25 protein-coding genes are annotated in these 22,499 nt (G+C 68.3%); 11 read left to right on the forward strand and 14 right to left on the reverse strand.

Annotation, left to right across the window (positions count from 1 at the left end):
- Positions 1–33: 33 nt before the first annotated feature.
- The 6 genes from ACIPVN_RS14490 to ACIPVN_RS14515 form a co-directional block, all read right to left on the reverse strand.
- Positions 34–1,428: an aspartate aminotransferase family protein gene (locus ACIPVN_RS14490; protein ID WP_400444136.1), complete on the reverse strand. Its 1,395-nt coding sequence runs from the start codon at positions 1,426–1,428 to the stop codon at positions 34–36.
- A complete protein-coding gene (locus tag ACIPVN_RS14495; protein ID WP_400444138.1) occupies positions 1,425–1,892 on the reverse strand; it encodes an Lrp/AsnC family transcriptional regulator in 468 nt (155 codons plus the stop codon). The genes ACIPVN_RS14490 and ACIPVN_RS14495 overlap by 4 nt, the downstream gene beginning before the upstream one ends.
- 84 nt (positions 1,893–1,976) lie before the next feature.
- On the reverse strand, positions 1,977–3,137 hold the full coding sequence (locus ACIPVN_RS14500) for an acyl-CoA dehydrogenase family protein (protein WP_400444141.1): 1,161 nt from the start codon (positions 3,135–3,137) through the stop codon (positions 1,977–1,979).
- Positions 3,134–3,892: an alpha/beta fold hydrolase gene (locus ACIPVN_RS14505; protein WP_400444144.1), complete on the reverse strand. Its 759-nt coding sequence runs from the start codon at positions 3,890–3,892 to the stop codon at positions 3,134–3,136. Before ACIPVN_RS14505 ends, ACIPVN_RS14500 begins: the two co-directional genes overlap by 4 nt.
- 54 nt (positions 3,893–3,946) lie before the next feature.
- Positions 3,947–4,858, reverse strand: a complete 912-nt coding sequence (locus ACIPVN_RS14510) for a sugar kinase (protein ID WP_400444147.1) — start codon at positions 4,856–4,858, stop codon at positions 3,947–3,949.
- Positions 4,855–6,063, reverse strand: a complete 1,209-nt coding sequence (locus ACIPVN_RS14515; RefSeq protein ID WP_400444149.1) for an MFS transporter — start codon at positions 6,061–6,063, stop codon at positions 4,855–4,857. Before ACIPVN_RS14515 ends, ACIPVN_RS14510 begins: the two co-directional genes overlap by 4 nt.
- Before the next feature lie 379 nt (positions 6,064–6,442).
- Here ACIPVN_RS14515 and nrdH point away from each other — a divergent pair, with 379 nt between their 5' ends.
- From nrdH to nrdF, 4 genes are read left to right on the forward strand one after another with little or no spacing between them, the layout of a single operon-like run.
- Positions 6,443–6,676, forward strand: a complete 234-nt coding sequence (gene nrdH / locus ACIPVN_RS14520) for a glutaredoxin-like protein NrdH (protein WP_046012882.1) — start codon at positions 6,443–6,445, stop codon at positions 6,674–6,676.
- A 40-nt stretch (positions 6,677–6,716) separates the two neighbouring features.
- A complete protein-coding gene (gene nrdI, locus ACIPVN_RS14525) occupies positions 6,717–7,166 on the forward strand; it encodes a class Ib ribonucleoside-diphosphate reductase assembly flavoprotein NrdI (protein WP_247624937.1) in 450 nt (149 codons plus the stop codon).
- 20 nt (positions 7,167–7,186) lie between these two features.
- Complete coding sequence (nrdE, locus tag ACIPVN_RS14530; protein WP_400444708.1) at positions 7,187–9,307, forward strand: class 1b ribonucleoside-diphosphate reductase subunit alpha; 2,121 nt, start codon at positions 7,187–7,189, stop codon at positions 9,305–9,307.
- A 45-nt stretch (positions 9,308–9,352) separates the two neighbouring features.
- A complete protein-coding gene (gene nrdF / locus ACIPVN_RS14535) occupies positions 9,353–10,333 on the forward strand; it encodes a class 1b ribonucleoside-diphosphate reductase subunit beta (protein ID WP_247624936.1) in 981 nt (326 codons plus the stop codon).
- 70 nt (positions 10,334–10,403) lie between these two features.
- Here nrdF and ACIPVN_RS14540 read toward each other — a convergent pair whose 3' ends face one another.
- Positions 10,404–11,339: a hypothetical protein gene (locus ACIPVN_RS14540; RefSeq protein ID WP_400444154.1), complete on the reverse strand. Its 936-nt coding sequence runs from the start codon at positions 11,337–11,339 to the stop codon at positions 10,404–10,406.
- Between the two features lie 339 nt (positions 11,340–11,678).
- On the opposite strand from ACIPVN_RS14540, the gene ACIPVN_RS14545 reads away from it, so the two are divergent.
- Positions 11,679–13,664, forward strand: coding sequence for a hypothetical protein (locus ACIPVN_RS14545; protein WP_400444156.1), 1,986 nt, complete (start codon positions 11,679–11,681; stop codon positions 13,662–13,664).
- 43 nt (positions 13,665–13,707) lie between these two features.
- Positions 13,708–14,718, forward strand: a complete 1,011-nt coding sequence (locus tag ACIPVN_RS14550) for a hypothetical protein (RefSeq protein ID WP_400444159.1) — start codon at positions 13,708–13,710, stop codon at positions 14,716–14,718.
- Here the strand turns inward: ACIPVN_RS14550 and ACIPVN_RS14555 are convergent.
- On the reverse strand, positions 14,648–15,259 hold the full coding sequence (locus ACIPVN_RS14555; protein ID WP_400444161.1) for a flavodoxin family protein: 612 nt from the start codon (positions 15,257–15,259) through the stop codon (positions 14,648–14,650). The two genes, ACIPVN_RS14550 and ACIPVN_RS14555, sit on opposite strands and share 71 nt — an antisense overlap.
- A 109-nt stretch (positions 15,260–15,368) precedes the next feature.
- On the opposite strand from ACIPVN_RS14555, the gene ACIPVN_RS14560 reads away from it, so the two are divergent.
- Complete coding sequence (locus ACIPVN_RS14560) at positions 15,369–15,572, forward strand: hypothetical protein (protein WP_400444163.1); 204 nt, start codon at positions 15,369–15,371, stop codon at positions 15,570–15,572.
- Between the two features lie 21 nt (positions 15,573–15,593).
- Here the strand turns inward: ACIPVN_RS14560 and ACIPVN_RS14565 are convergent, their stop codons facing one another.
- Genes ACIPVN_RS14565 through ACIPVN_RS14575 form a run of 3 tightly spaced genes read right to left on the reverse strand, consistent with a single transcriptional unit; the run spans position 15,594 to position 16,970 of the window.
- Positions 15,594–16,196 carry a GNAT family N-acetyltransferase gene (locus ACIPVN_RS14565; protein WP_400444166.1) on the reverse strand — a complete coding sequence of 201 codons (603 nt, stop codon included), beginning with the start codon at positions 16,194–16,196 and terminating at the stop codon, positions 15,594–15,596.
- 8 nt (positions 16,197–16,204) lie between these two features.
- Entirely contained in the window at positions 16,205–16,585 is a 381-nt protein-coding gene (locus ACIPVN_RS14570; protein WP_400444169.1) for an ImmA/IrrE family metallo-endopeptidase, read from the reverse strand.
- 7 nt (positions 16,586–16,592) lie between these two features.
- Positions 16,593–16,970 carry an XRE family transcriptional regulator gene (locus ACIPVN_RS14575; protein WP_400444172.1) on the reverse strand — a complete coding sequence of 126 codons (378 nt, stop codon included), beginning with the start codon at positions 16,968–16,970 and terminating at the stop codon, positions 16,593–16,595.
- A gap of 94 nt (positions 16,971–17,064) precedes the next feature.
- On the opposite strand from ACIPVN_RS14575, the gene ACIPVN_RS14580 reads away from it, so the two are divergent.
- The 4 genes from ACIPVN_RS14580 to ACIPVN_RS14595 are packed head-to-tail and all read left to right on the forward strand — an operon-like array spanning position 17,065 to position 19,681.
- Entirely contained in the window at positions 17,065–17,292 is a 228-nt protein-coding gene (locus tag ACIPVN_RS14580) for an XRE family transcriptional regulator (RefSeq protein WP_400444175.1), read from the forward strand.
- A 40-nt stretch (positions 17,293–17,332) separates the two neighbouring features.
- Positions 17,333–18,262 (forward strand): aldo/keto reductase family oxidoreductase, encoded by a 930-nt coding sequence (locus tag ACIPVN_RS14585; RefSeq protein ID WP_400444178.1) that lies wholly within the window; start codon positions 17,333–17,335, stop codon positions 18,260–18,262.
- A gap of 14 nt (positions 18,263–18,276) precedes the next feature.
- Positions 18,277–18,663, forward strand: a complete 387-nt coding sequence (locus tag ACIPVN_RS14590; RefSeq protein WP_400444181.1) for a PLDc N-terminal domain-containing protein — start codon at positions 18,277–18,279, stop codon at positions 18,661–18,663.
- A gap of 1 nt (position 18,664) precedes the next feature.
- Positions 18,665–19,681, forward strand: coding sequence for an epimerase (locus ACIPVN_RS14595; protein WP_400444184.1), 1,017 nt, complete (start codon positions 18,665–18,667; stop codon positions 19,679–19,681).
- On the opposite strand, the gene ACIPVN_RS14600 is transcribed toward ACIPVN_RS14595, so the two are convergent.
- Genes ACIPVN_RS14600 through ACIPVN_RS14610 form a run of 3 tightly spaced genes read right to left on the reverse strand, consistent with a single transcriptional unit; the run spans position 19,594 to position 22,436 of the window.
- Positions 19,594–20,604, reverse strand: a complete 1,011-nt coding sequence (locus ACIPVN_RS14600; RefSeq protein ID WP_400444186.1) for an epimerase — start codon at positions 20,602–20,604, stop codon at positions 19,594–19,596. The genes ACIPVN_RS14595 and ACIPVN_RS14600 overlap by 88 nt on opposite strands.
- Positions 20,601–21,230 carry a DUF4166 domain-containing protein gene (locus tag ACIPVN_RS14605; protein WP_400444189.1) on the reverse strand — a complete coding sequence of 210 codons (630 nt, stop codon included), beginning with the start codon at positions 21,228–21,230 and terminating at the stop codon, positions 20,601–20,603. Before ACIPVN_RS14605 ends, ACIPVN_RS14600 begins: the two co-directional genes overlap by 4 nt.
- Positions 21,231–21,239: 9 nt before the next feature.
- A complete protein-coding gene (locus tag ACIPVN_RS14610) occupies positions 21,240–22,436 on the reverse strand; it encodes an ROK family protein (protein ID WP_400444190.1) in 1,197 nt (398 codons plus the stop codon).
- Between the last annotated feature and the right edge of the window lie 63 nt (positions 22,437–22,499).

Here is a 22,499-nt window from a genome sequence, read left to right on the forward strand (position 1 = left end):
CTGGGGGTGTGAAGGGAAGGGGAGAGGGGCGGCTCAGAGAACGGCCTGCGCGCGGGTGAGCACGTCGCGCAGGATCTGCTCGATCTCGCGGAACTCGGCCGGGCCCACGGTCAGCGGCGGCGCGAGCTGGATCACGGGATCGCCCCGGTCGTCGGCACGGCAGTACAGGCCGGCCTCGAAGAGTGCGGGGGAGAGGAAGCCGCGCAGGAGCCGCTCGGACTCGGCGTCGTCGAAGGTCTCGCGCGTCGCCTTGTCCTTCACGAGCTCGATGCCGAAGAAGTAGCCGTCGCCGCGCACATCACCCACGATCGGCAGATCGCTGAGCTTCTCGAGCTCGGCGAGGAAGAGGGGCGAGTTCTCGCGCACGTGTGCGTTGAGACCCTCCTCGTCGAAGATCGCGAGGTTCTCGAGGGCGACCGCTGCCGACACCGGGTGACCGCCGAACGTGTAGCCGTGCGGGAACGACAGGTCGCCCGTCGAGAACGGCTCGTAGATGCGATCGCTGACGATCGTCGCGCCGATCGGCGAGTATCCGCTCGTCATGCCCTTCGCGCAGGTGATCATGTCGGGCACGTACCCGAGCCCCGTGCACGCGAAGGTGTGGCCGAGGCGCCCGAAGGCGCAGATGACCTCGTCCGAGACGAGCAGCACGTCGTGCCGGTCGCAGATCTCGCGCACGCGTTGGAAGTAACCGGGAGGCGGCGGGAAGCATCCGCCGGAGTTCTGCACCGGCTCGAGGAAGACCGCGGCGACGGTGTCGGCGCCCTCGAAAAGGATCATCTCCTCGATGCGGTCGGCGGCCCAGCGGCCGAAGGCCTCGAGGTCGTCGGCGGGCGCGCCCATCTCGGCCGCCCGATAGAAGTTGGTGTTCGGTACCCGGAAACCGCCCGGGGCGACCGGTTCGAACATGGCCTTCATCGCGGGGATGCCGGTGATCGCCAGGGCGCCGTGCGGGGTGCCGTGATACGCGACCGAACGCGAGATCACCTTGTGCTTGGTGGGCTTGCCCTGCAGCTTCCAGTAGTGCTTCGCGAGCTTGAGCGCGGTCTCGACGGCCTCACCGCCGCCGGTCGAGAAGAAGACGCGATTGAGGTCGCCGGGCGCCTCGTCGGCGAGGCGATCGGCGAGTTCGATCGCCGCCGGGTGCGCGTACGACCACAGCGGGAAGAACGCGAGCTCGGATGCCTGCTTCGCAGCGGCCTCGGCGAGGCGCCGTCGCCCGTGGCCGGCGTTGACGACGAAGAGGCCGGCGAGTCCGTCGAAGTACTCCTTGCCCTTCGCGTCCCAGATGCGGTGTCCGTCGCCCTTGACGATGATCGGCACGCCGGATTCGGCCATGGTCGACTGGCGCGTGAAGTGCATCCAGAGATGGTCCTGAGCCTTCGCCTGGAGTGCGGCCTCGGCCTCGGGTGAGAATGCGGAGTTCATCTGGTCCCCCAGTTGTAGAGCTGCTTCTGCAGTTTCGCGTAGATGAAGGTCTCGGTCGACAGCACGCCGTCGATCGGCCGGATGACGTCGTTGATCAGGGACAGCAGGTCTTCGTCGTCCTCGCAGACGACCTCGGCGAGCACGTCGAAGGCGCCGACCGTGATGACGACGTAGTCGATCGCCTCGATCTCGGCGACGGCCTCGGCGACGCGGCGCGCATCGCCGGACACGCGGATGCCGATCATCGCCTGACGGTGGAAGCCGAGCTGCATGGGGTCCGTGACCGCCACGATCTGCATCACCCCGGATTCGGTCAGCCGCTGCACGCGCTGGCGGACCGCCGCTTCGCTCAGGCCGACGACGCGGCCGATGTCGGAGTACGAGCGACGCCCGTCCTCCTGGAGCAGCTCGATGATCGTCTTCGAGACGGCATCGAGGGGGGACTGCTTCTTCGAGGAGACCATGGTGCGATCCTCGCATCCGTGGCCGGTCATTTCAACCGATTTCGCAGGATCCATTCGTTCAATCTGCGAATTCGGCAGGAAGTGTCAGGTTTCGCGGGGGCCGAGCCAGGCGCTCGCCGCCGTCGCGTGGGCGGATTCGGGATCCGAGGGGTGGAAGGCTCCGGCGAGCACGTCGCGGTAGAGGCGCGACAGCTCGTTGCTCGAGAAGTACGAGCCCCCTCCGGCGACGAGCATCGCGTCGTCGACGATCTGCTTCGCCGTCGTGATCGCGCGGTGCTTGAGCCCCGACAGCAGCGTGAACCAGCGGGCGCCGTGATCGACGCGCTCGTCGACGTCGCGCGCGAGGGTCTGGATCTGGGGCGGGAGCGCGTCGTAGGCGAGACCCATGTCGGCGATCCGCCAGCGGATGTCGGCATCCTGGCTGTACGCGGCGCCGGTGCTCTTCGAGCGGCGTCGGTGGGCCGTCTCGACCGCGAGATCGAGTGAGCGGCGGGCGAGCCCGGTGTAGACCGATGCCAGCAGCACCTCGAAGACGCTGAAGATGCCGAACACGATCGGGTCGGGGTTCGGTCCCGGATCGATGCGCCGCACGACGTGCTCGCGGGCGGCGGCCGCGCCCGACAGCCGCGTGGTGCGGCTCTGGGTGGCGCGCATGCCAAGGGTGTCCCAGTCCTCGCTCGTGACCACGGCATCCGTGCGTTCCACGAACGCGAAGACGAGCTTCGGGGCATCGGGGCTCGTCGTGTCGAGGCCGTGCAGCCCGAGCTTCGTCCACACCGGGGCGAGCGAGGTGAAGATCTTGGTGCCCGTGAACGTGTACCCGCCGTCGGCGGTGGGCACGGCATCCGTATCGCTGCCGAACAGTACGAGGTCGTTGCCGCCCTCGCTGATGCCGAAGGCGAAGACCTCGCCCGCGACGGCGCCGTCCTGGACGAACTCGAGTCCGGGCACGCCGCGGTCGGAGAACACCTTCGCGACACCCGTCCAGACGAGGTGCATGTTGATCGCCAGCGCGGTCGCCGGTGCGGCCGAGGCGAGGCGCTGCTGCAGGATCGCCGCCTCGGCGAGACCGAGTCCCGCGCCCCCGCGATCGGTCGGAACGAGGATCGAGAGGTATCCCGCGGCGCGGAGTTCGTCGAGATCCTGCCGGGGGAACGTGTTCTCGCGATCGTGGATCGGTGCACGCTCGCGGATGCGCTCGAGCAGATCGTCGGGAAGGAAGGCGGTCGGGTCGAAGGCGCTCATGCCAGGGCCTCCCGGAGCTGTCGGATCGACTCCTCCGGTCTGTCGCGATGCAGGGAGTGCCCGGCGCCGTCGACGATCGACATCGTGACGAGCGGGTTGGCGCTCAGCACACCGGTCGCGGTGTCGCCGGTGAAGATGCTGTAGACCTCGGGATCCGAGGCGATCACATGCGTGGGAACGGCGAGGCGTGCGGCATCCGCTCGGACGTCCCACGGGGTGTTCTGCACGCTGGTCTGCTCGACCGCCCAGGCGCTCGCCCGACGGACGGCGTCGACCTTGAGTTCCCAGTCCTGCGGGTGCCAGTGCGGATGCTCCTGCTGCACGACCTCGATCCGCTGGTCCGCGAACGCGCGCTCCTGACTCTTGCGCACGATCTTCGCGTCGCGGCCTTCGACGAAGATCGCGGGATCGAGCAGGATCAACCGGCGCGTCCAGTCCGGATCGGATGCCGCGGCCACGGTGCTCGAGGCGCCGCCGAGCGAGTGACCGACGACGGCGTCCCACGTACCACCGTGCTGCGGTCGCGCGATCGCGAGGTCCGCGGCGTACGCGGCGACGGTGTAGTCGAGGGCCCGCGGCGCGTCGCCGTGACCGCGCAGGTCGACGGCGACCGCATGCCACCCGGACTCGGCGAGGGCCTCGCCGAGGCGCCACATCAGCGCGCCGGACGACCCGAGTCCGTGCACGAGGAGCGCGTGGCGGTCGGCGGTCGGATCGCCCCAGGCGAGGCGGGGGAGCGTGAGCGGTGCGGCCATGCTCTCAGCCTAGAACCGCCGCGGAGGACCGTCGCGGTCCTGTGTCGATCGTCGTCATCCGAGCGGCGGCAGGTCTCCGTGGGTGCGGAGCACGTGCGCGGCGGCCGTGTGTCCGGCGGAGAGCCGCTCTGCCAGGTCTGCGCCGTCGAGCGTGGCGGCGAGGAAGCCGGCGGCGAACGCATCGCCGGCTCCGACCGGCTCGACGACCTCGACGCGCGGTGCGGGCACGAACACCGGCTCCGCGCTCGCGGCGAACGCGGTCGCGCCGACGTCGCCGTCCTTGACGACCAGCAGGGCGCAGTTCGGCAGATGCGCGCGCACGTCGGCGGCCGTCGCGGTGCCCCACAGGCGCTCGGCCTCATCGCGGCCGACGAAGGCGATGTCCGCGGCGTCGGCCAGGCGGGTCAGCGTCGCCCGCGCGTCGTCCATCGACCACAGTGCCCGGCGGTCGTTCACATCGAAGGAGACGAGGGCGCCTGCCTCGCGGGCGTCGGTGTAGAGGCCGTCGACCATGGCGCGGCACGAGGGGGAGAGCGCGGGTGTGATGCCCGTCGTGTGCACGATGCGCACGCCCCGCAGCCGGTCGACGGAGAGGAATCCCGCACCCATGCGGGAGGCGGCCGATCCGCGGCGGTAGTAGTACACCGACGAGGATTCGACACCCGGATCCTTGAACATGACGCCCGTCGGGGCCTCTGCGTCGCTCTCAGCCCAGATCTCGACGCCGCGCCGACCGAGCTCGCCGGTGATGCGCGTGCCGAGGGGGTCGTCGCCGAGGCGCGACGCCCATACGGCCCGATGCCCCGCGGCGACCAGACCGACCGCGACGTTCCCCTCGGCGCCCGCGATCCCGAGCGCGGCGGTCTCGGTCTCGGCCAGGGGAGCGCCGAGCGCGGTGACGAGACCCATGGACTCGCCGACGCAGACGACCTCGGGGGCGGACAGGGCAGAAGGGAGCGTGCTCATGAGGGGGTGACCGCCAGGGGTTCGGTGTCGGGATACGGGCTCGCGTCGCGGTGACGCAGATCGGGGAGGGCGCGGACGAACACGATCGAGACGATCAGTCCGAGCGCGGCGAAGAGAACGGCGGCGAAGTAGGCTCCGCGGGCATCGGTGGCGTCGACGAGGAAACCGGCCACCGCGGATCCGGCGGCGGCACCGATGAGCTGGCCGGTGCCCGCCCAGCCGAAGGCCTCGGCGGTCTCGCTGAACTTGACGCTCGCGGTCGTGATCGCGAACAGCACCGCGAGGGCCGGGGCGATGCCGATACCGGCGAGGATGAGCGTGCCGCCGAGCCAGAACACGTTGAGCGAGACCATGGTGAGCGCGAGGCCGACCGTCACGATCGTGAGGCGGCGGGCCATCGCCCACGGTCCGATCGGGATGTGTCCGAACGACAGTCCGCCCGCGAGGCTGCCCGCCGCGAAGACGGCGAGCACGAGGCCGGCCTCGAGACTGCCGTGCTCGAAGGTTGCGACCACGCCCACCTCGACCGCAGAGCAGGCGCCGATGAGGAGGAAGCCGATCATGGTGGCCATCAGCACCGGGGGCTTGAGCACCACCTTGCCGAGCGCGCTGCGGCTGCGCGGGATGCGCACGCGCCCGACCTCGGGGGAGAGGATGAACCACGAGCCGCCGCCGATGAGGAACACGGCCACGAGGAGCAGTCCCTGCGTGGTGCCGACCTGGGTCGAGACCAGCGTGATGATCACCGGGGCGAGGATCCAGATGATCTCCTGCAGCGAAGCGTCGAGGGAGAAGAGGGGAGTGAGCTGCTTGGCGTTGACGAGCTTGGGGTAGATCGTGCGCACCGCCGACTGCACGGGCGGTGTCGAGAGCCCGGCGATGAGACCGAGCGCCATGTAGCCCGGCAGGCTCAGGGGAAGCAGTGCCAGGCAGAGCACGGCGATGACGCAGACCGAGAGGGTGAGGGTGAGCACGCGACGCATGCCCCATGCGCCCATCCACCGGCTGGTGACGGGGCCGGCGACGGCCTGACCGACGCTCGTCGCGGCGAGGACGAGGCCCGCGGCGCCGTACGACCCGGTCTGCTGCTCGACGTGCAGCAGGATCGCGAGCGAAGACATGCCGTTGGGGAATCGCGCCGTCAGCTGCGCCGCGATCATGCGCGCCACTCCCGGCGTGCGAAGAAGGTCCTGATATCCCGCCACCAGACAACGGTACCGGCAGCCACGGACGCTCCGGGGACGGTCGGAGGCCCGGGTGCCGGCGACACGCCGACGACACGCCGAGCAGCAGTTTCCACAGGAATCCGAATGTCGGATGCCCGGCGTAGCGTGCGACCTGTGGATGGGATCTCTCACAGGTGCCTCCCAGCCGCGATTTCTCGCGGTTCGGGAGCCCTGCGCCCGCCCTTCCGCCTGTGGAAGAAACGGTGGAGAACCTGTGTTGTATCTGGGGAGAGCGGTGGAAAAACTACACGAATGTAACTACTACCCCTTGTGGTCACTCCGAGTGTCCGTCCCTATATGTAGTATTGAACTCCCGGCGGAGGACTGCCGGCCACACAACGATTCTGAGGGGAAACAGATGTCGATCACGGTCTACACCAAGCCTTCCTGCGTCCAGTGCAACGCGACCTACCGCGCCCTGGATGCCAAGGGCATCGAGTACGAGATCCACGACCTGTCGGAGGACCCGACGGCCCTGGAGCAGGTCAAGGCGCTGGGCTACATGCAGGCGCCGGTCGTCGTCACCGACGAGGACCACTGGTCGGGCTTCCGTCCCGACAAGATCGCAGAGCTCGCGACCCGTCTGGCCTGATCGGGCGGCCGCGAAGCGGGGTGAGAGAGCGAATCGACGCATGAACGCCATCGCGACCGCAGCACCGCTCCTCGTCTACTTCTCGAGCGTGTCCGGGAACACCGCGCGCTTCATCGAGAAGCTGGGCCTTCCCGCCCGACGTATCCCGCTCCACCGGAACGACGGAGAGCTCGTCATCGACGAGCCCTACGTTCTGGTCACCCCGACCTATGGCGGGGGCGAGGGGCGAGGCGTCGAGCGGGGCGCCGTGCCCAAGCAGGTGATCCGGTTCCTCAACGACGAGCGCAACCGTCGTCACATCCGCGGAGTGATCTCCGCAGGCAACACCAATTTCGGCGAGGCCTTCTGCCTCGCCGGCGACATCATCAGCCGCAAGTGCCACGTGCCTCACTTGTATCGGTTGGAAATCTTCGGCACACAGGACGACGTGGATCGCGTCAGCGACGGATTGGAACGAGTGTGGGCAGCGCAGTTGACGAGCAGACCGTGACACAGCAGGCGGCGTTCAAGATGAACCAGGCGTACGAGGGGCTGGACTACCACGCCCTCAACGCGATGCTGAACCTGTACGACGCGAACGGCAAGATCCAGTTCGATGCCGACAAGCGTGCGGCGCGGGAGTACTTCCTGCAGCACGTCAACCAGAACACGGTCTTCTTCCACTCCCTCAAGGAGCGTCTCGACTACCTTGTCGAGAAGGAGTACTACGAGCCGGCCGTGATCGAGCAGTACTCGCTCGAGTTCATCCAGAAGCTCAACGACCTGGCCTACGGCAAGAAGTTCCGCTTCGAGACGTTCCTGGGCGCGTTCAAGTACTACACGAGCTACACGCTCAAGACGTTCGACGGCAAGCGCTACCTCGAGCGCTTCGAGGACCGCGTCGTCATGACGGCCCTCGGACTCGCCGCCGGTGACGAGAAGCTCGCGATCGCCCTGGTCGAGGAGATCATCTCCGGCCGCTTCCAGCCCGCGACGCCGACCTTCCTCAACGCGGGCAAGGCGCAGCGCGGCGAGCTCGTCAGCTGCTTCCTGCTGCGCATCGAAGACAACATGGAGTCGATCGCCCGCGGCATCAACTCGGCGCTGCAGCTGTCCAAGCGCGGTGGCGGCGTGGCGCTGCTGCTCTCGAACATCCGCGAGGCGGGCGCCCCGATCAAGCAGATCGAGAACCAGTCCTCGGGCATCATCCCCGTGATGAAGCTCCTCGAAGACAGCTTCAGCTACGCCAACCAGCTCGGTGCCCGTCAGGGCGCGGGGGCGGTGTACCTGAACGCGCACCACCCCGACATCATGCGGTTCCTCGACACCAAGCGCGAGAACGCCGACGAGAAGATCCGTATCAAGACCCTCTCGCTGGGTGTCGTCGTTCCCGACATCACCTTCGAGCTCGCCAAGAACGGCGAGGACATGTACCTCTTCTCGCCGTACGACGTCGAGAAGGTCTACGGGGTGCCCTTCGGCGACATCTCGGTCACCGAGAAGTACCGCGAGATGGTCGACGACTCGCGCATCAAGAAGACCAAGATCAACGCGCGCGAGTTCTTCCAGACCGTCGCCGAGATCCAGTTCGAGTCGGGCTACCCGTACATCATGTTCGAGGACACGGTGAACAAGGCCAACCCGATCAAGGGTCGCATCAACATGTCGAACCTCTGCAGCGAGATCCTGCAGGTGAACACGCCGACGACGTACAACGACGACCTGTCGTACGACCAGATCGGCAAGGACATCTCCTGCAACCTCGGCTCGATGAACATCGCGCTGTCGATGGATGCCGATGACCTCGGTCAGACCGTCGAGACGGCGATCCGTGCGCTCAGCGCGGTGAGCGACCAGAGCCACATCCGCTCGGTGCGCTCGATCGAAGACGGCAACGACCGCTCGCACGCCATCGGCCTCGGCCAGATGAACCTGCACGGCTACCTCGCTCGCGAGCACGTCTACTACGGCTCCGAAGAGGGCATCGACTTCACGAACATCTACTTCTACACGGTGTTGTTCCACGCGCTCCGCGCCTCGAACAACCTCGCGATCGAGCGCAAGCAGGCGTTCGACGGCTTCGAGGACTCGACGTACGCCTCGGGCACGTTCTTCGACAAGTACATCGACCAGGAGTGGGTGCCGGCGACGGAGAAGGTCAAGGAGCTCTTCGCGGGCAAGCACATCCCGACGCAGGCCGACTGGGTGGCCCTGAAGTCCTCCATCCAGGAGCACGGCATCTACAACCAGAACCTGCAGGCGGTGCCGCCGACCGGCTCGATCTCGTACATCAACAACTCGACGTCGTCGATCCACCCGATCGCGTCGAAGATCGAGATCCGCAAGGAAGGCAAGCTCGGTCGCGTCTACTACCCGGCGGCGTTCATGACGAACGACAACCTCGAGTACTACCAGGACGCATACGAGATCGGCTACGAGAAGGTCATCGACACCTACGCCGCGGCGACGCAGCACGTCGACCAGGGTCTGTCGCTGACGCTGTTCTTCAAGGACACCGCCACGACGCGCGACATCAACAAGGCCCAGATCTACGCATGGCGCAAGGGCATCAAGACGATCTACTACATCCGTCTGCGTCAGATGGCGCTCGAGGGCACCGACATGACCGAGTGCGTCTCCTGCATGCTCTGACACTTCGACAGGCTCAGTGACCCCGACGATCGAGAAACGACGAACATGACTCCTCACCCTCCGCTCAAGCTGGTCGACAGCGTGCAGGCGATCAACTGGAACCGCATCGAAGACGACAAGGACCTCGAGGTCTGGAACCGTCTGGTGAACAACTTCTGGCTGCCCGAGAAGGTGCCGCTGTCGAACGACATCCAGTCGTGGAACACGCTGACCCCCGAAGAGCAGCTTCTGACGATGCGCGTCTTCACGGGTCTCACGCTGCTCGACACGATCCAGGGCACCGTGGGCGCCGTGTCGCTCATCCCCGACTCGATCACCCCGCATGAAGAGGCGGTGTACACCAACATCGCGTTCATGGAGTCGGTGCACGCGAAGAGCTATTCCTCGATCTTCTCGACGCTCGCGTCGACGAAGGAGATCGACGAGGCGTTCCGGTGGTCGACCGAGAATCCGAACCTTCAGAAGAAGGCTCAGATCATCATGGACTACTACCAGGGCGACGACCCGCTCAAGCGCAAGATCGCCTCGACCCTGCTCGAGTCGTTCCTGTTCTACTCGGGCTTCTACCTGCCGATCTACTGGTCCTCGAAGGCGAAGCTGACGAACACGGCCGACCTCATCCGTCTCATCATCCGTGACGAGGCGGTGCACGGCTACTACATCGGATACAAGTTCCAGAAGGGTCTCGAGAACGAGACGCAGGAGCGCCGCGACGAGCTGAAGGACTACACCTTCTCGCTGCTCTACGAGCTCTACGACAACGAGGTGCAGTACACGCAGGACCTCTACGACGGCGTCGGGCTGACCGAGGACGTCAAGAAGTTCTTGCACTACAACGCCAACAAGGCGCTCATGAACCTCGGCTACGAGGCGATGTTCCCGTCGACGGTCACGAACGTGAACCCGGCGATCCTGTCGGCCCTGTCGCCGAACGCCGACGAGAACCACGACTTCTTCTCGGGTTCCGGATCCTCCTACGTCATCGGCAAGGCCGAGGCGACGGAAGACGACGACTGGGACTTCTGAGTCCTGTGGTGCGGCTCGGTCCGCTCGGTGATCATCTCGCCTGATCGGTTCAGGCGCGCTCGTGATCGATTCAGGCGCGCTCGCCGGCCAGGCGAGCGCGCCGCTCTTCCTCGCGTTTCGAGTAGGTGGCGGCGCGGATCGAATCGTCCGACTCCAAGCCGGTGCCCAGTGCCCCGCCGAGCGTCGCGGCCGACGCGACGAACCACGTGAGCACGAACAGGTCAGGAATCGCGACGGCGCGGCCGAGGGCGTCGCTCATCACGGCCGTATCGAGGACGAAGAGCGCCCAGGCGAGGTTCACGGCGTACAGGGCCAGATAGCAGATGACGATCCCCACGGTGAGAGTCAGAATCGTTGAGGTGTTGTAGAGCCGGGATCTCTCCCGCGACGCGGGTGAGTCGTCCTCGGGGCGGTCCCACAGCTCGCCGTCGATCACGATCCAGGCGATGAGGATGGCGATGGAGGCGACCATCGCCGCCGTCAGGCGCCAGCCCGACAGGGAGATCGCGAGCGACCACACCGTCGGTTCGATCGTCGCCACGGCGCCTGTCGCCAGGGCGGCGACCAATGCCGACTTGAGCCCCGCGGCGAGCATCCATGGGCGGTTGGCCAGCACCATGCCCATGAGCAGGCGCCCGCGGGCGCTGATCCGGGGGAGCGGCAGGCGCTGATCCTCGCGCGTAGCGGGTTCGGCCATCTCATCCATGAGCCCTCGCACGGCGTGGCGTGCGCGCGTCTGCACCCTCACGCCGCCCAGAGCGGGCAGTGACAGCACCGCGGACCGGCGCCGTGCATCGATCGCCGCCAGCAGATAACGGCCGTCGTCGGCGCGCAGCGGGAGCTCGGTGACACCGATGACGAGATCCCACCCGTTCTGCTCCGCGTGCCCGCCGAGTCGAGCCACGGCGATGTCGACATCTTCGGATCCGAGGGTGAACGGTTCGCTGACGAGCTCGACCGTCCAGCCGACGGCCTCGGCGGTGATCGGCGGCGCGAGGTCGGTCATCCGACGAGCCACGGCCGTGGGTGAAGCCGGATCTGCGACGAGCCCTACGCGCAACGGCTCCATCTCGGCAATTTACACCCGCATCGCGTCTGCGCGCCAAGACTGAATCAACGTTCAAATTAAATTGCGGATGAAGTGTGGCGTACCCCTCGAACTCGACACTTCCTGTCCTATAGAGTGAGCCGCCGGTATATCGCGGGGGATTCGAAAGAACGCGATGCGCCGGCGATAACGCGCATCGGTATCCGACAGATGCGCGTAATGAACGGGCCGTCTCGGCGTCTCTTGAAGGGGAGCGTTGATGGGACGCTGCCCACCTTCACCCAGGGGAGAGCGCCAGTGAGCGTCAAGAAAATGTCGGCCTTCGCCGGCGCAGCAGCACTGTTGGCCATGTTGTTCACGGGAGTCGCAGCGGCCCCGGCTTCTGCCGCTCCGATCGAGTCGAGTTGCGGGTATGCCAACCCGGACGGGGGCGGGAAGTTCCCCGACTCGATCTGTTGGCTCGACTTCGCCGGTTACGACTCGGCTGTCGGCCTGACGGCAGAAGGCCAGCAGTTCGAGATGTCGCTCGGCGCCTACGACGTGTCGTACACGGTGACCGAGCGCCCGGTGCCCGGGTGGACGACGCGCGCGGTAGCGGCTGTGCCCGCAACAACTCCTCCCTTCGTCGTCGGAGTACCCGGCTACTACAACGGCATCCCGGGAAGCCCGTTCCTCTATTCATCGGCCGGCCAGCCCAATGGTGGCGTTCAGATCAACATCACCAATTTCCAGGTATCGCTGAACGGTACTCCGGTGACGGGCTACGACCTCGTCACGGCGGCACCGGAGACGACGGATGCCGCGACCGGCTTCCTCGGCGAGTTCATCAACTGGTCCTCCAACACTCCTCTCACCCTGATCGACAGCTATCCGACGATCACGACCGGGGGCGGATGCGCAATGCCGTTGAACGGCAACGGCACAGCGAACGTCTGGTGCTACCCGGGTGCTGCGGGATCATCCTCGGCATACGGTTCGATCCTCGCCGCGCCGTCGGCGACATCGATCTCCGGCACTCTCTACATGTACTCCCGTGGGGAGCGCGAGGGTCTCGGCTTCGGCATCCGCACCGCGAGCGTCTCGGTCGACAAGCAGGTGGTCGGTCGTGTCGATCCCGCCGACTCCTTCGACCTGAGCGTCGCTTCGAGCGAGGGTCCGCTCCTGGCGACCGCGTCGACGGGCGCCTCCGATTCGGCGTCGACCGACGTCGTCCCGGTGATCCCGAGCGGCCCGCTCACCCTCTCCGAAGCGCCGGCGGCGGGGTCGCCGAGCCCGGTGGACTACTACGACGCCGACTGGGCGTGCACGAACGCGAACGCGGCCAGCACGACGGTGCTGCCGGATGGTGCCGACACGAGCCAGCAGCTCGCCCTGGTCGCCGGTGACGCCGTCGACTGCACGGTCACGAACACCGCGAAGGCGGCGTCGCTGGGCCTGGTGAAGACCGTGACTCCGACCACCGCGGCCGTGGGCGACACGGTCGTATACGACTTCGCGGTCACGAACGACGGCGACCTCCCGGTCGACGGCCTGGCGATCGACGAGACGGCGTTCTCGGGTTCGGGCGAGCTCGGCGAGATCGTGTGCCCCGTCACAGCGCTGGCGGTCGGCGAGAGCACGACGTGCCAGGCGCCGTACGAGATCACGCAGGCCGATGTCGATGCCGGCGGGGTGAGCAACGAAGCCGTCGCGACGGCGCTGATCGCCGACACCACGGTGTCGTCGGCATCCGCCGCGTCGACCGCTCTCGTCGCGGTCGAGGGCGAATCCGCTCTCGCCGTGACCAAGACCGTATCGGTACCGACCGCCGCGGTCGGCGACGACGTGCTCTACACGCTCACCGCGACGAACACGGGCGCCATGACCCTCTCCGACGTCACGCTGACGGACACCGATTTCTCGGGGTCGGCTCCGCTGGGAGACCTCGACTGCGATACGGCCGCACCCGTGACGCTCGCCCCCGGCGACGTCCTCACCTGCACCGTGTCGTACGAGGTGCGCGCCGCCGACGTCGGCACGCTGACCAACGGCGCGGCCGGTTCCGCCGTCGACCCCGATGAGAATCTGCTCACCGGGACGGCATCCGCCGCCGTGACCATCACCGCACCCGTCACCCCCGGTGACACGACCCCGCCCGCGACCGGCGGGAACGCGGCCGGCCAGGCCGGCGCCGGCCTCGCGATCACCGGAGGCGACGTGCCCTGGTACGCCGCCGGGTTCGGGGTGATGCTGCTGCTCGCGGGAGCGGCGACGATGGCGGTGCGCCGCGCGCGCCGGAGCTGATCGCAGGCGCGGCACGGGGCGGGCTTGATCCTAGGCTTGTCCCGTGCTGCGCCGTCCGCTCTTCTGGGGAGTCGTCCTCCTCGCCACCGCCCTCGCGGCGACCCTGGCCGGCGATGACCTGAGCTTCTTCCCGTTCCTCCTCATGCTGGTGGGCGGGTGGTGCTTCGGCTTCGCCTTCGTGGGCCTGACGTTGCGGATGCCGCCCCGCACGGGTGTTCCCCTGCACATCGGGGTCGCGGTCGTCCTCGCCGCATTCATGATCGTCGTGGTCGAGTTCGCCGGCCCCTGGCTCGGAACGCTGCCCGAACCGGTGCGCGCGGTCGTGGTGGTGCTGCAGATGTCCGCGATCCCTGCGGCGGGATGGATCTGGCTCGGACTGCTCTCACGCGTGACCTCGGCGATGGGCCATCGGGATTCCGCGAAGCGTCCCCCCGCCGTTCCGCGCACCTGGGAGCGTGCGCCCAGCGGCGACGGCTCGGAGCTGCACGTCGAGGCGGTAGAGATGCGTATGCGCGCGCTGACCCTGGCGATCATCGGGATGGTGGTACCGGCCGGGCTCGTGGCGTTCGTGCTGATGGTCGCGTTCGACGATCTCGCGATGAGGCTGGGGCCCCGTATCGTGATCGTCGCGCTGGGCCTGATCGTCGGGTTGCCCGTGTACGTCGTGTTCACCGCCCTCGCACGGCGTCGGTCCGTTCCCACCGTCATCGCCTTCGGAAACGACGAGCTGCGCCTCGCGGTCGGCTCGGTGCACCATCGCATCGCCTATCGCGACCTCGACCATCTGCTCTGGAGACCGCGCAGCGACTACGCGCGCATCGAGGTGCGCGCCGACGGCGTCGACCTGTCTCTGCTCCTGGGGCTCGTGAAACCTGCGCGCGGCGTGGAGCGCGGGCTGCCGGATCTGCCGAAGCGCGTGTTCCGGCGTCTGGAGCTCTCAGGGCTCTCGGTCGAGCGCTCTCGCCGTGACGAGGTGGTGACGTTCAGCCGGCCGGGTAGGCGCTCACCTTCAGAGCGCGGGCGAGGTGGGCGGCGTTCCGCGTCGCGGTCGTGATCGTCTCGACGACCTTCTCGGGCGTCTCGTCGAGATCCTTGTAGTCGACACCCTGCATCGCTTCGCCGTTCCAGTAGACCGATGCCTGGGCGGGCACCGTGTACCCGACGTCGTTGAGCGACTGGAAGAGGATCGCGGCGATGTGGTGCGCACCGTCCTCATTGCCCACGATTCCGGCGATCGCGACCTTGTCGAAGAGGATCGGGCGCCCCTCGGCATCCGTTTCGGCGAGCTCGGCATCGAGGCGCTCGAGCACCCGCTGGGCGACGCTCGAGTGCTGCCCCATCCACGTCGGGGTCACGAGCACGAGGATGTCGGCACCGAGCACCTTCTCGCGGATGGCCGGCCATTCGTCGCCGTCGCCCATGTCGGTCTCGACGCCCGGCTTCACGGCGATGTCGACGGCGCGCACCAGGTCTCCGGTGACCCCGTGGTCGGCCAGCGCGTCGAGGATCTGCGTCGCGAGCAGGTCGGAGCTCGATTCGGCGGGGGAGGGCTTGAGCGTGCAGGTGATGGCGAGGGCGGTGAGCGCGGTGTCCATGATCCCGAGTAGACCAGCGGATGCCGGGCACGCGAAGGGGCTTCCGCTGAGCGGTGCCCTGCGCTACGGACGGTAGGCTGGAGGGGCGGCCGCTACGACAGGAGATCCCGTGATCCTCAGCTTCATTCTCTTCCTGATCCTCTTCCTCGGAGGGATCTACCTCATGGCCTTCGCGCAGACCGCCGAGGACTACCAGGCGATCATCTTCGTCGCGGGGCTCCTGATCACGATGCTGTCGCTGGCCTTCGTGATGCGCGAGCGCGGCTCGGCCACGCGGCGCTCGAAGAACTGGTCGGGCCCGTCCACCGACTGACCCGGATCAGCGCCGGCGCCCTCAGGCCCGGCGCGACAACCGCATCTCGAGGTTCGCACGCACGGCGGGCCACTCCGGCTCGATGATCGAGTATTCGACGCTGTCACGGAGTGCGCCGTTGCGGTAGCGCGATATCGCGCGCATGACGCCGTCCTGCTTGGCGCCGAGGCGCTCGATGGCCGCCCGGGACTGGAAATTGACCCACTGGGTCGTGAGTCCGACGCGGAAGACGCCGAGCGTCTCGAAGGCGTGGCGCAGCAGCAGCAGCTTCGACTCCGCGTTCGTGCCCGTGCCGTGGGCGGACGGGCGGTTCCACGTGTACCCGATGTGCAGGCGCGGCACGTCTGCGGCGAGGTCGTAGTAGGAGGTCATGCCCAGGACACGACCGGCCGCGTCGACGGCCACGAACGGGATCATCTCGCCCTTCGCGCAGAGGTCGAGCCGGCGGTCGATCTCCGCGGCGACGCCGTCGGGCGCCGGCACCGAGGTGTACCACGCAGCCTGCCAGAGATCGCCCTCTTCGACCGCCTCGATCAGGGCGTCGCGGTACGACGGGTCGAGAGGTCGCAGCTCGACGAGGCGGCCGGTGAGAGTGACGGGAGCGGGCGGAGCGAGGAAAGCCATGTGCTCATTCAATCAGCGCGCCGCAGGAGCGCCTGGTACGCGGCGACGAGCTCGACGGTGACGTCGAGCTCGAACGCGAGACTCGCCGGATGCGGCCCGCGGAGATGCTCGGCGGCCGCGTACGCCTGCGGGGAGATGAGGAGGCGCGCGGCCCACGCATCGGCCTGACGCTCCTGGCGGGCGCGCAGGCGCGTGTGCGTCGTCGGCGCGTGACGCAGCGTCGCGTGCCCGAGCTCATGGGCGAGGACGCTGCGGGTCGTGCGGGCGCTCATGCCGGGTTCGACGCGGATGATGCTGCGCGCTGGGTCGAAGCCTCCACGCGTGGGCCCGGAGCGTTCGACGATGCGCAGACCGCGCTCCTCGGCGAGGCGGAGGAGCTGCGGGTCCATGTCGTTCCTACGAGTAGAGGTCGTCGGTGTCGCGATCGTGCGGGAGCGAGGAGTCGAAGGCGACTTCAGGGACATCCTGGCCGAGGGGTGCGACATCGGAACGGGGGCGCAGGGGCGTGATCGTGGCGGGGCTGCTCGCGGTGTCGGCGCTCAAGCGCTCTTCCGCACGTGCGAGGACGAGATGCGGGGCGACGTTGATGATGGCGCAGACGGTGTAGACGACCGGTACGGGGATCGCGCGCTTGCCGGTGACGTAGTTGTCGAGCGCGCTCCGCGCGACTCCCGCATCGCGCGCCATGGCGGCGATGCTGCTCCCGGCCGCGGCGATCTCGGCTCGCAGTTGACGACCCACGGCCGCGTTGAACAGCTCCGCTGATGTCTTCACACGAGTCACGATAGCACCGCCATGGCTGCAGTATGCCGTCATATTGGACACATGCGGTGTTGCATGTCGTCAATCGGGAGGATACTGTCTACGTGTGACGGCAGATGATCGACAATTGGTAGCATCCGCGATCGTCTCCGCCCTGCGCGAGAGCCAGCGCTCGAAGAGATGGCTCGCCGCGCAGTCCGGGATCGCCTACTCCACCCTACGTCGCAAGCTCGACGCGCAGGCCGACATCAGCGTCGTCGACCTGGCCCGCATCGCCGAAGCGCTCGATCGCTCGCCGGCATCCCTCCTCCCCGACCTGAGCTCGGGCCGCTGACCACTGACGCGGGCGCCCGCTGCCGCGATATCGTGGCGCCATGAAGACCGTGCCTTTCGGAACCACCACCGCACCCGCCGTCGTCGCCGGGATGATGCGCATCGACGACAAGGACGACGCCCACATCCGTTCGCTGTACGACACGGCGCGCGCCGCCGGGATCGATTTCTTCGACCACGCCGACATCTATGGCGGACGCATGCACCACTGCGAGTCCCGGTTCGCCGCCGCCCTGCGCCTCACGGCGGCCGAGCGCGATGAGATCGTGCTGCAGACCAAGTGCGGCATCGTGCCGGACAAGGGGATGTTCGACTTCTCGTACGAGCACATCGTCACCCAGGTCGAGGGATCGCTGCGTGCGCTGCGCACCGACCGCCTCGATGTGTTGCTGCTGCACCGCCCGGACGCGCTCGTCGAACCCGAGGAGGTCGCGCGCGCGTTCGACGAGCTCGAAGCCGCGGGCAAGGTGCGGGCATTCGGGGTGTCGAACCACACGCCGCGCCAGATCGACCTGCTGCGCACCGCTGTGCGCCAGCCGATCGTCGCGAATCAGCTGCAGCTCTCGATCACGCACGCGCCCATCATCGCCCAGCCGATCGCGATGAACATGGCGGCCGAGGAACAGAGCGTCGTGCGCGACGGCGGGGGGATCGTCGAGTACTGCCGCATCAACGGCATCACGGTCCAGGCGTGGTCGCCGTTCCAGGGCGGCTTCTTCACCGGCGTCTTCCTCGGCAACCCGCAGTACGCCGAGCTGAACGCGGTCATCGGCCGGCTCGCCGCCGCGCACGGCGTGACGCCTATCGCGATCGCGACGGCGTGGATCATCCGTCATCCGGCGCGTATGCAGGTCGTGCTCGGCACCACGACGCCCGAGCGAGTGACGGATGCCGCGGCCGGCGCGGACGTCGAACTCAGCCGCGAGGAGTGGTACGAGCTGTTCCGGGCTGCCGGGCACCTGCTTCCCTGATCTACTCTGAGTTCATGCCGTTCCTGTTCACGATCCTCACCATCGCGCTGACGATCGGCGCGGTGGTCGACATCGTGCGGCGCGATGACTCGCAGGTGCGGTTCCTGCCCCGCCTCGTCTGGCTGATCGTGGTGATCCTGCTGCCCCTCCTCGGAGCGCTGCTCTGGTTCGGCCTCGGTCGGGACTACGGCGACGCGGGGATCGCCATCCCGCGTCTGCGGCGGGCCCCTCGCACGGCGCCGTCGGCGGGTGCCGCGGCACCCCCGGCGCCGCCCCGCGACACCCGCACGACCGAGCAGCAGATCGCCGACCTCGACCGCGAGATCGAGGAGTGGCGCCTGCGCCAGGAGATCGAGAAGCGTAGGAATCAATCCGACGAACACGGCCAGGACGGAGTCTGACATGACGGGGTCCGATCGGGTGAAGCGTGCCGTCATCGGCGGCGGCAGCGGATTCGTGGGCACGGCGCTGACCCGGGCGCTCGAGGACGACGGCTACGCGGTGAGCGTGATCGGCCGCCACGGTCCGGACGCCCGCTGGGACGACCCCTCGTCGATCCTGCGCCTCGTCGACGGCGCGGACCTGGTCATCGGCCTCGCGGGCAAGAGCATCAACGCACGGTTCACCGATCGCAATCGCGAGGAGATCCTGCAGTCGCGCGTGGACACGACCCGCGCGCTCCACGACGCCATCGCGCGAGCCGAGCATCCGCCCGCCGTCTGGATGAACGCGTCGAGCGCAGCGGTCTACCGCTACGCGCTCGACCGTGCGCAGACCGAGGCCGACACCGAACGCGACACCGGTTTCCTGCCGGACGTGACCCGGGCCTGGGAGACCGAGCTGTTCCGGGGCGATCTGCCGTCGACGAGGCGCGTGGCGCTGCGGATCACCTTCGTGGTCGGCGACGGTCCCGCGCCGGCTCTGCTCTTCCGCCTCGCTCGTTTCGGCGTCGGCGGGCCGCAGTTCGACGGCTGGTGGTTCCCGCACCGGCGCTATCGCGGTATCGGCCCGCACCCGACCGAGCCGCGGAAGCCGCTGGGACGGCGGTCCCGTGGGCATCAACGGTTCAGCTGGATCCACATCGACGACCTCGTGGGTGCCGTGCGGTTCATCCGCGACGATGCGGGCATCTCGGGCGCGGTGAACATGTCGGCACCGGGGGTCGTGGAGAACCGCGGTCTGATGCGGGCGCTGCGCCGTGTCGTCGGGATGCCGATCGGGCTGCCCTCGTGGCGGTTCATGCTGGAGCCGGCGATGTGGGTGCTGCGCGCCGAGCCGGATCTGGTGCTCAACAGTCGGTGGATCGCTCCCGGAGTGCTCGTGGACGCCGGCTACTCCTTCGCCTTCCCCGAGCTGGAGCCGGCGCTGCGCGACGTGCGAGAGAAGGATTCGCGGACCGCGCCCTCGAGCTCCGGATAGGCGAAGGCGAATCCGGCGGTCGTCAGCTTCTCGGGGATGACCCAGCGGCTCTTCAGGACCAACTCGGTCTCGGTGCGGATGCCGACGGCGCCGAGTTCGAGCATCCATCGGGGGAGCGGCGGCCCGAAGCCGACGCCGAGCGCTCGGCGCACGGTGGCCATGAACCCGGCGTTGTCCGAGGGGTTCGGGGAGGCCGCGTTCACCGGGCCCTCGATCGAGGGGCTGACCTCGAGGAAGTCGATGATCCGGGCGACGTCGTCGACGTGCACCCAGCTGAACTTCTGCGTGCCGTGGAGTGCTCCCGGGAAGTGGCCGGTACCGGCGGCACGGCGCGCCCGGCTGACGGGCCAGCGACCGTCGTGCTGTGCACCACCCAGCCCGAGTCGCGCCAGGCGTTCGAGGGGAGCGAGCACACCGCCGTGCCCGAGCACGATGGCGCTGCGCAGCGCGACCCGTCGGGTGCGCGGCAGATCATCGGCGAACAGAGCGCGTTCCCAGGCCTTCGCCACTTCCACCGAGAAACCGGCGCCGAGATCCCCGGATGACTCGGTCATCGGTCGATCCTCGGCATGGCGGTAGATCGTCGCGGTCGAGGAGTTGATCCACAGGGGCGGCGGGGCCGTCGCCCCGGCGATCGCCGAGCTCAGCGACGAGGTGGTGTCGAGCCGGGACCGGAAGATCTCGGCACGGTTCTCCGGGGTGTATCGGCAGTTCACGCTCTTGCCGGCCAAGCCGATCACGAGGGACGCGCCGTCGACGGCGCGATCGATCGCGCGCTGGTCGCCCCAGGTGATGTCTGCTCCGGATCGCGAGATCGTGATGACCTCCCGTCCGGCGGATCGCAGGCGGGGAACGAGGTGCCGGCCCATGAACCCCGTGGAGCCGCCGATGACGACGGGGCCGGGGGGAAGGGGCGCGGTCATGCGGTGTCGCTCTCGATCGCGTAGTCGAAGTAGCCGGTGTACTCGTAGACGCGACCGAGGAGCGGCGCGTCGATCGTCATGTTCACGTGGTGCTGCTCCCGACCGTCGTCCCAGCGTTCGACGAGCGCGATGCGTGGACGCACGATCCGCGGAGCGGCGATGCGCAGTCGGCCGAACCGCATCCCGACCCGCCGGATGGTGAGCACGACCGCGCCGTCCCGCACATCGATGTCGAAGGTGGTCACGACGGTGCGGTGCGGACCGATCTCGTTGCGGAGGATGCGGTTCGCGCCGAGCGAGACGGTGTCGGGCATGACCCAGGTGCGGCCGGGGAGGTCGAGATATCGTACCGCGACGGCGGTGCCGCCGATCGTGCGGTTCTCGATGCGGAACGGCACGTCGCGCTCCCACCCGGCGAAGGCGACGCCCAGGGCTTCTGCGATGCGGAACACGGGCCGGAGCCAGCGATGCCGCGACCCGGCCCGGGTGAAGACCCCGGTGCCGATGCCGACGTGGCCCTCCGGGATCGTGCGGAAGTACCAGGCGGTCTTCGGGTGGAGCTCGGAGATGCGCTCGCCGAGCGCGCGCTCATAGGGCGATGCGGATGCGGATTCCGGCGCTGTCACCCGGCCACACTATCGGGACGACGCCGCGACGCGCGCGTCGACGTTGGCGGGGGAGAGCACCTCGCGGGCGACCATGATCGCCGCGCCCAGCACCGCGGCGCGCTCCCCGGTCGGGGACTGCACGATGGCGAGGTGCTGCGTGGCGAGGGGGATCGAGCGGCGGTAGACGACCTCGCGGACGCCGGCCAGCAGGTGTTCGCCCGCTCGCGCGATGCTGCCGCCGAGGACGACGATCGACGGGTTGAGCAGGTTCACGACGGTGGCGAGCACCTCGCCGACGTCACGGCCGGCCTGGCGCAGCGCTTCGATCGCCGCGGTGTTTCCCGCTCGCACCAGCTCGGTCACGTCTCGGCTGGTCTCGGCGTCGATGCCCTGCGCGCGCAGCGACGCGGCGATCGCGCTGCCGCTGGCGAGGTCCTCGAGGTCGCGCTCCTCGTCGGCGGCGTGCGTGGACTCGGCTGAGTGGGGCACGCGGACGTGCCCCATGTCGCCGGCCGAGCCCTGCGCGCCGCGTTGCAGCCGGCCTCCCGCGATGATGCCGGCACCGATACCGGTGGCCACCTTCACGAAGATGAGATCGGTGGTGTCGGGGAAGCTGGTGGTCTGCTCGCCGAGGGCGAGCACGTTCACGTCGTTGTCGACGAGCACCGGCACGTCGAACGTGCGCTGCACGTACTCGGGAATGTCGAAGCGGTCCCATCCCGGCATGATCGGCGGGTTGTAGGGGCGGCCGGTGGAGTGCTCCACCGGGCCGGGCACGCCGATCCCGACGCCGACGAGCGCGCTCGTCGGCGTCTCGAGGTCGGAGAGGAGGCTCTCGGCTTCGACGAGCATCCGATTCAGCACGGGCTCGGGGCCGCCGGCGATGTCGAGCGGATGCGTGGTGGAGCCGAGGATCCTTCCGCCGAGGTCGGCGATGGCGACCGTGGCGTGGGAGGCGCCGAGGTCGACGGCGAGGACGAGGCCCGCGCGCGGGTTGAAGGCCACGCGCGACGGGGGTCGGCCGCCGGTGGAGGCGGCCTCGCCTGCGGCGACGAGCAGTCCGGCGGAGAGGAGCGCATCGACGCGCGCCGACACGGTGGAACGGGCGAGGCCGGTGAGATGGACGAGGTCGGCCTTGGTGCGGGCTTGACCGTCCAGCAGGAGCTGGAAGATGTCACCCGCGCCCGTCGAGGCGTTCGGGAGGTTGCGTTCCGCATCACTCATAGGGGTCAGTAAATCACAGGACTTCCATTGCTCAGCCGAAGGAGATCTGACGCGTAAGAAAAA

Source organism: Microbacterium sp. NPDC090003, from assembly GCF_044748385.1.
GTDB lineage: Bacteria > Actinomycetota > Actinomycetes > Actinomycetales > Microbacteriaceae > Microbacterium.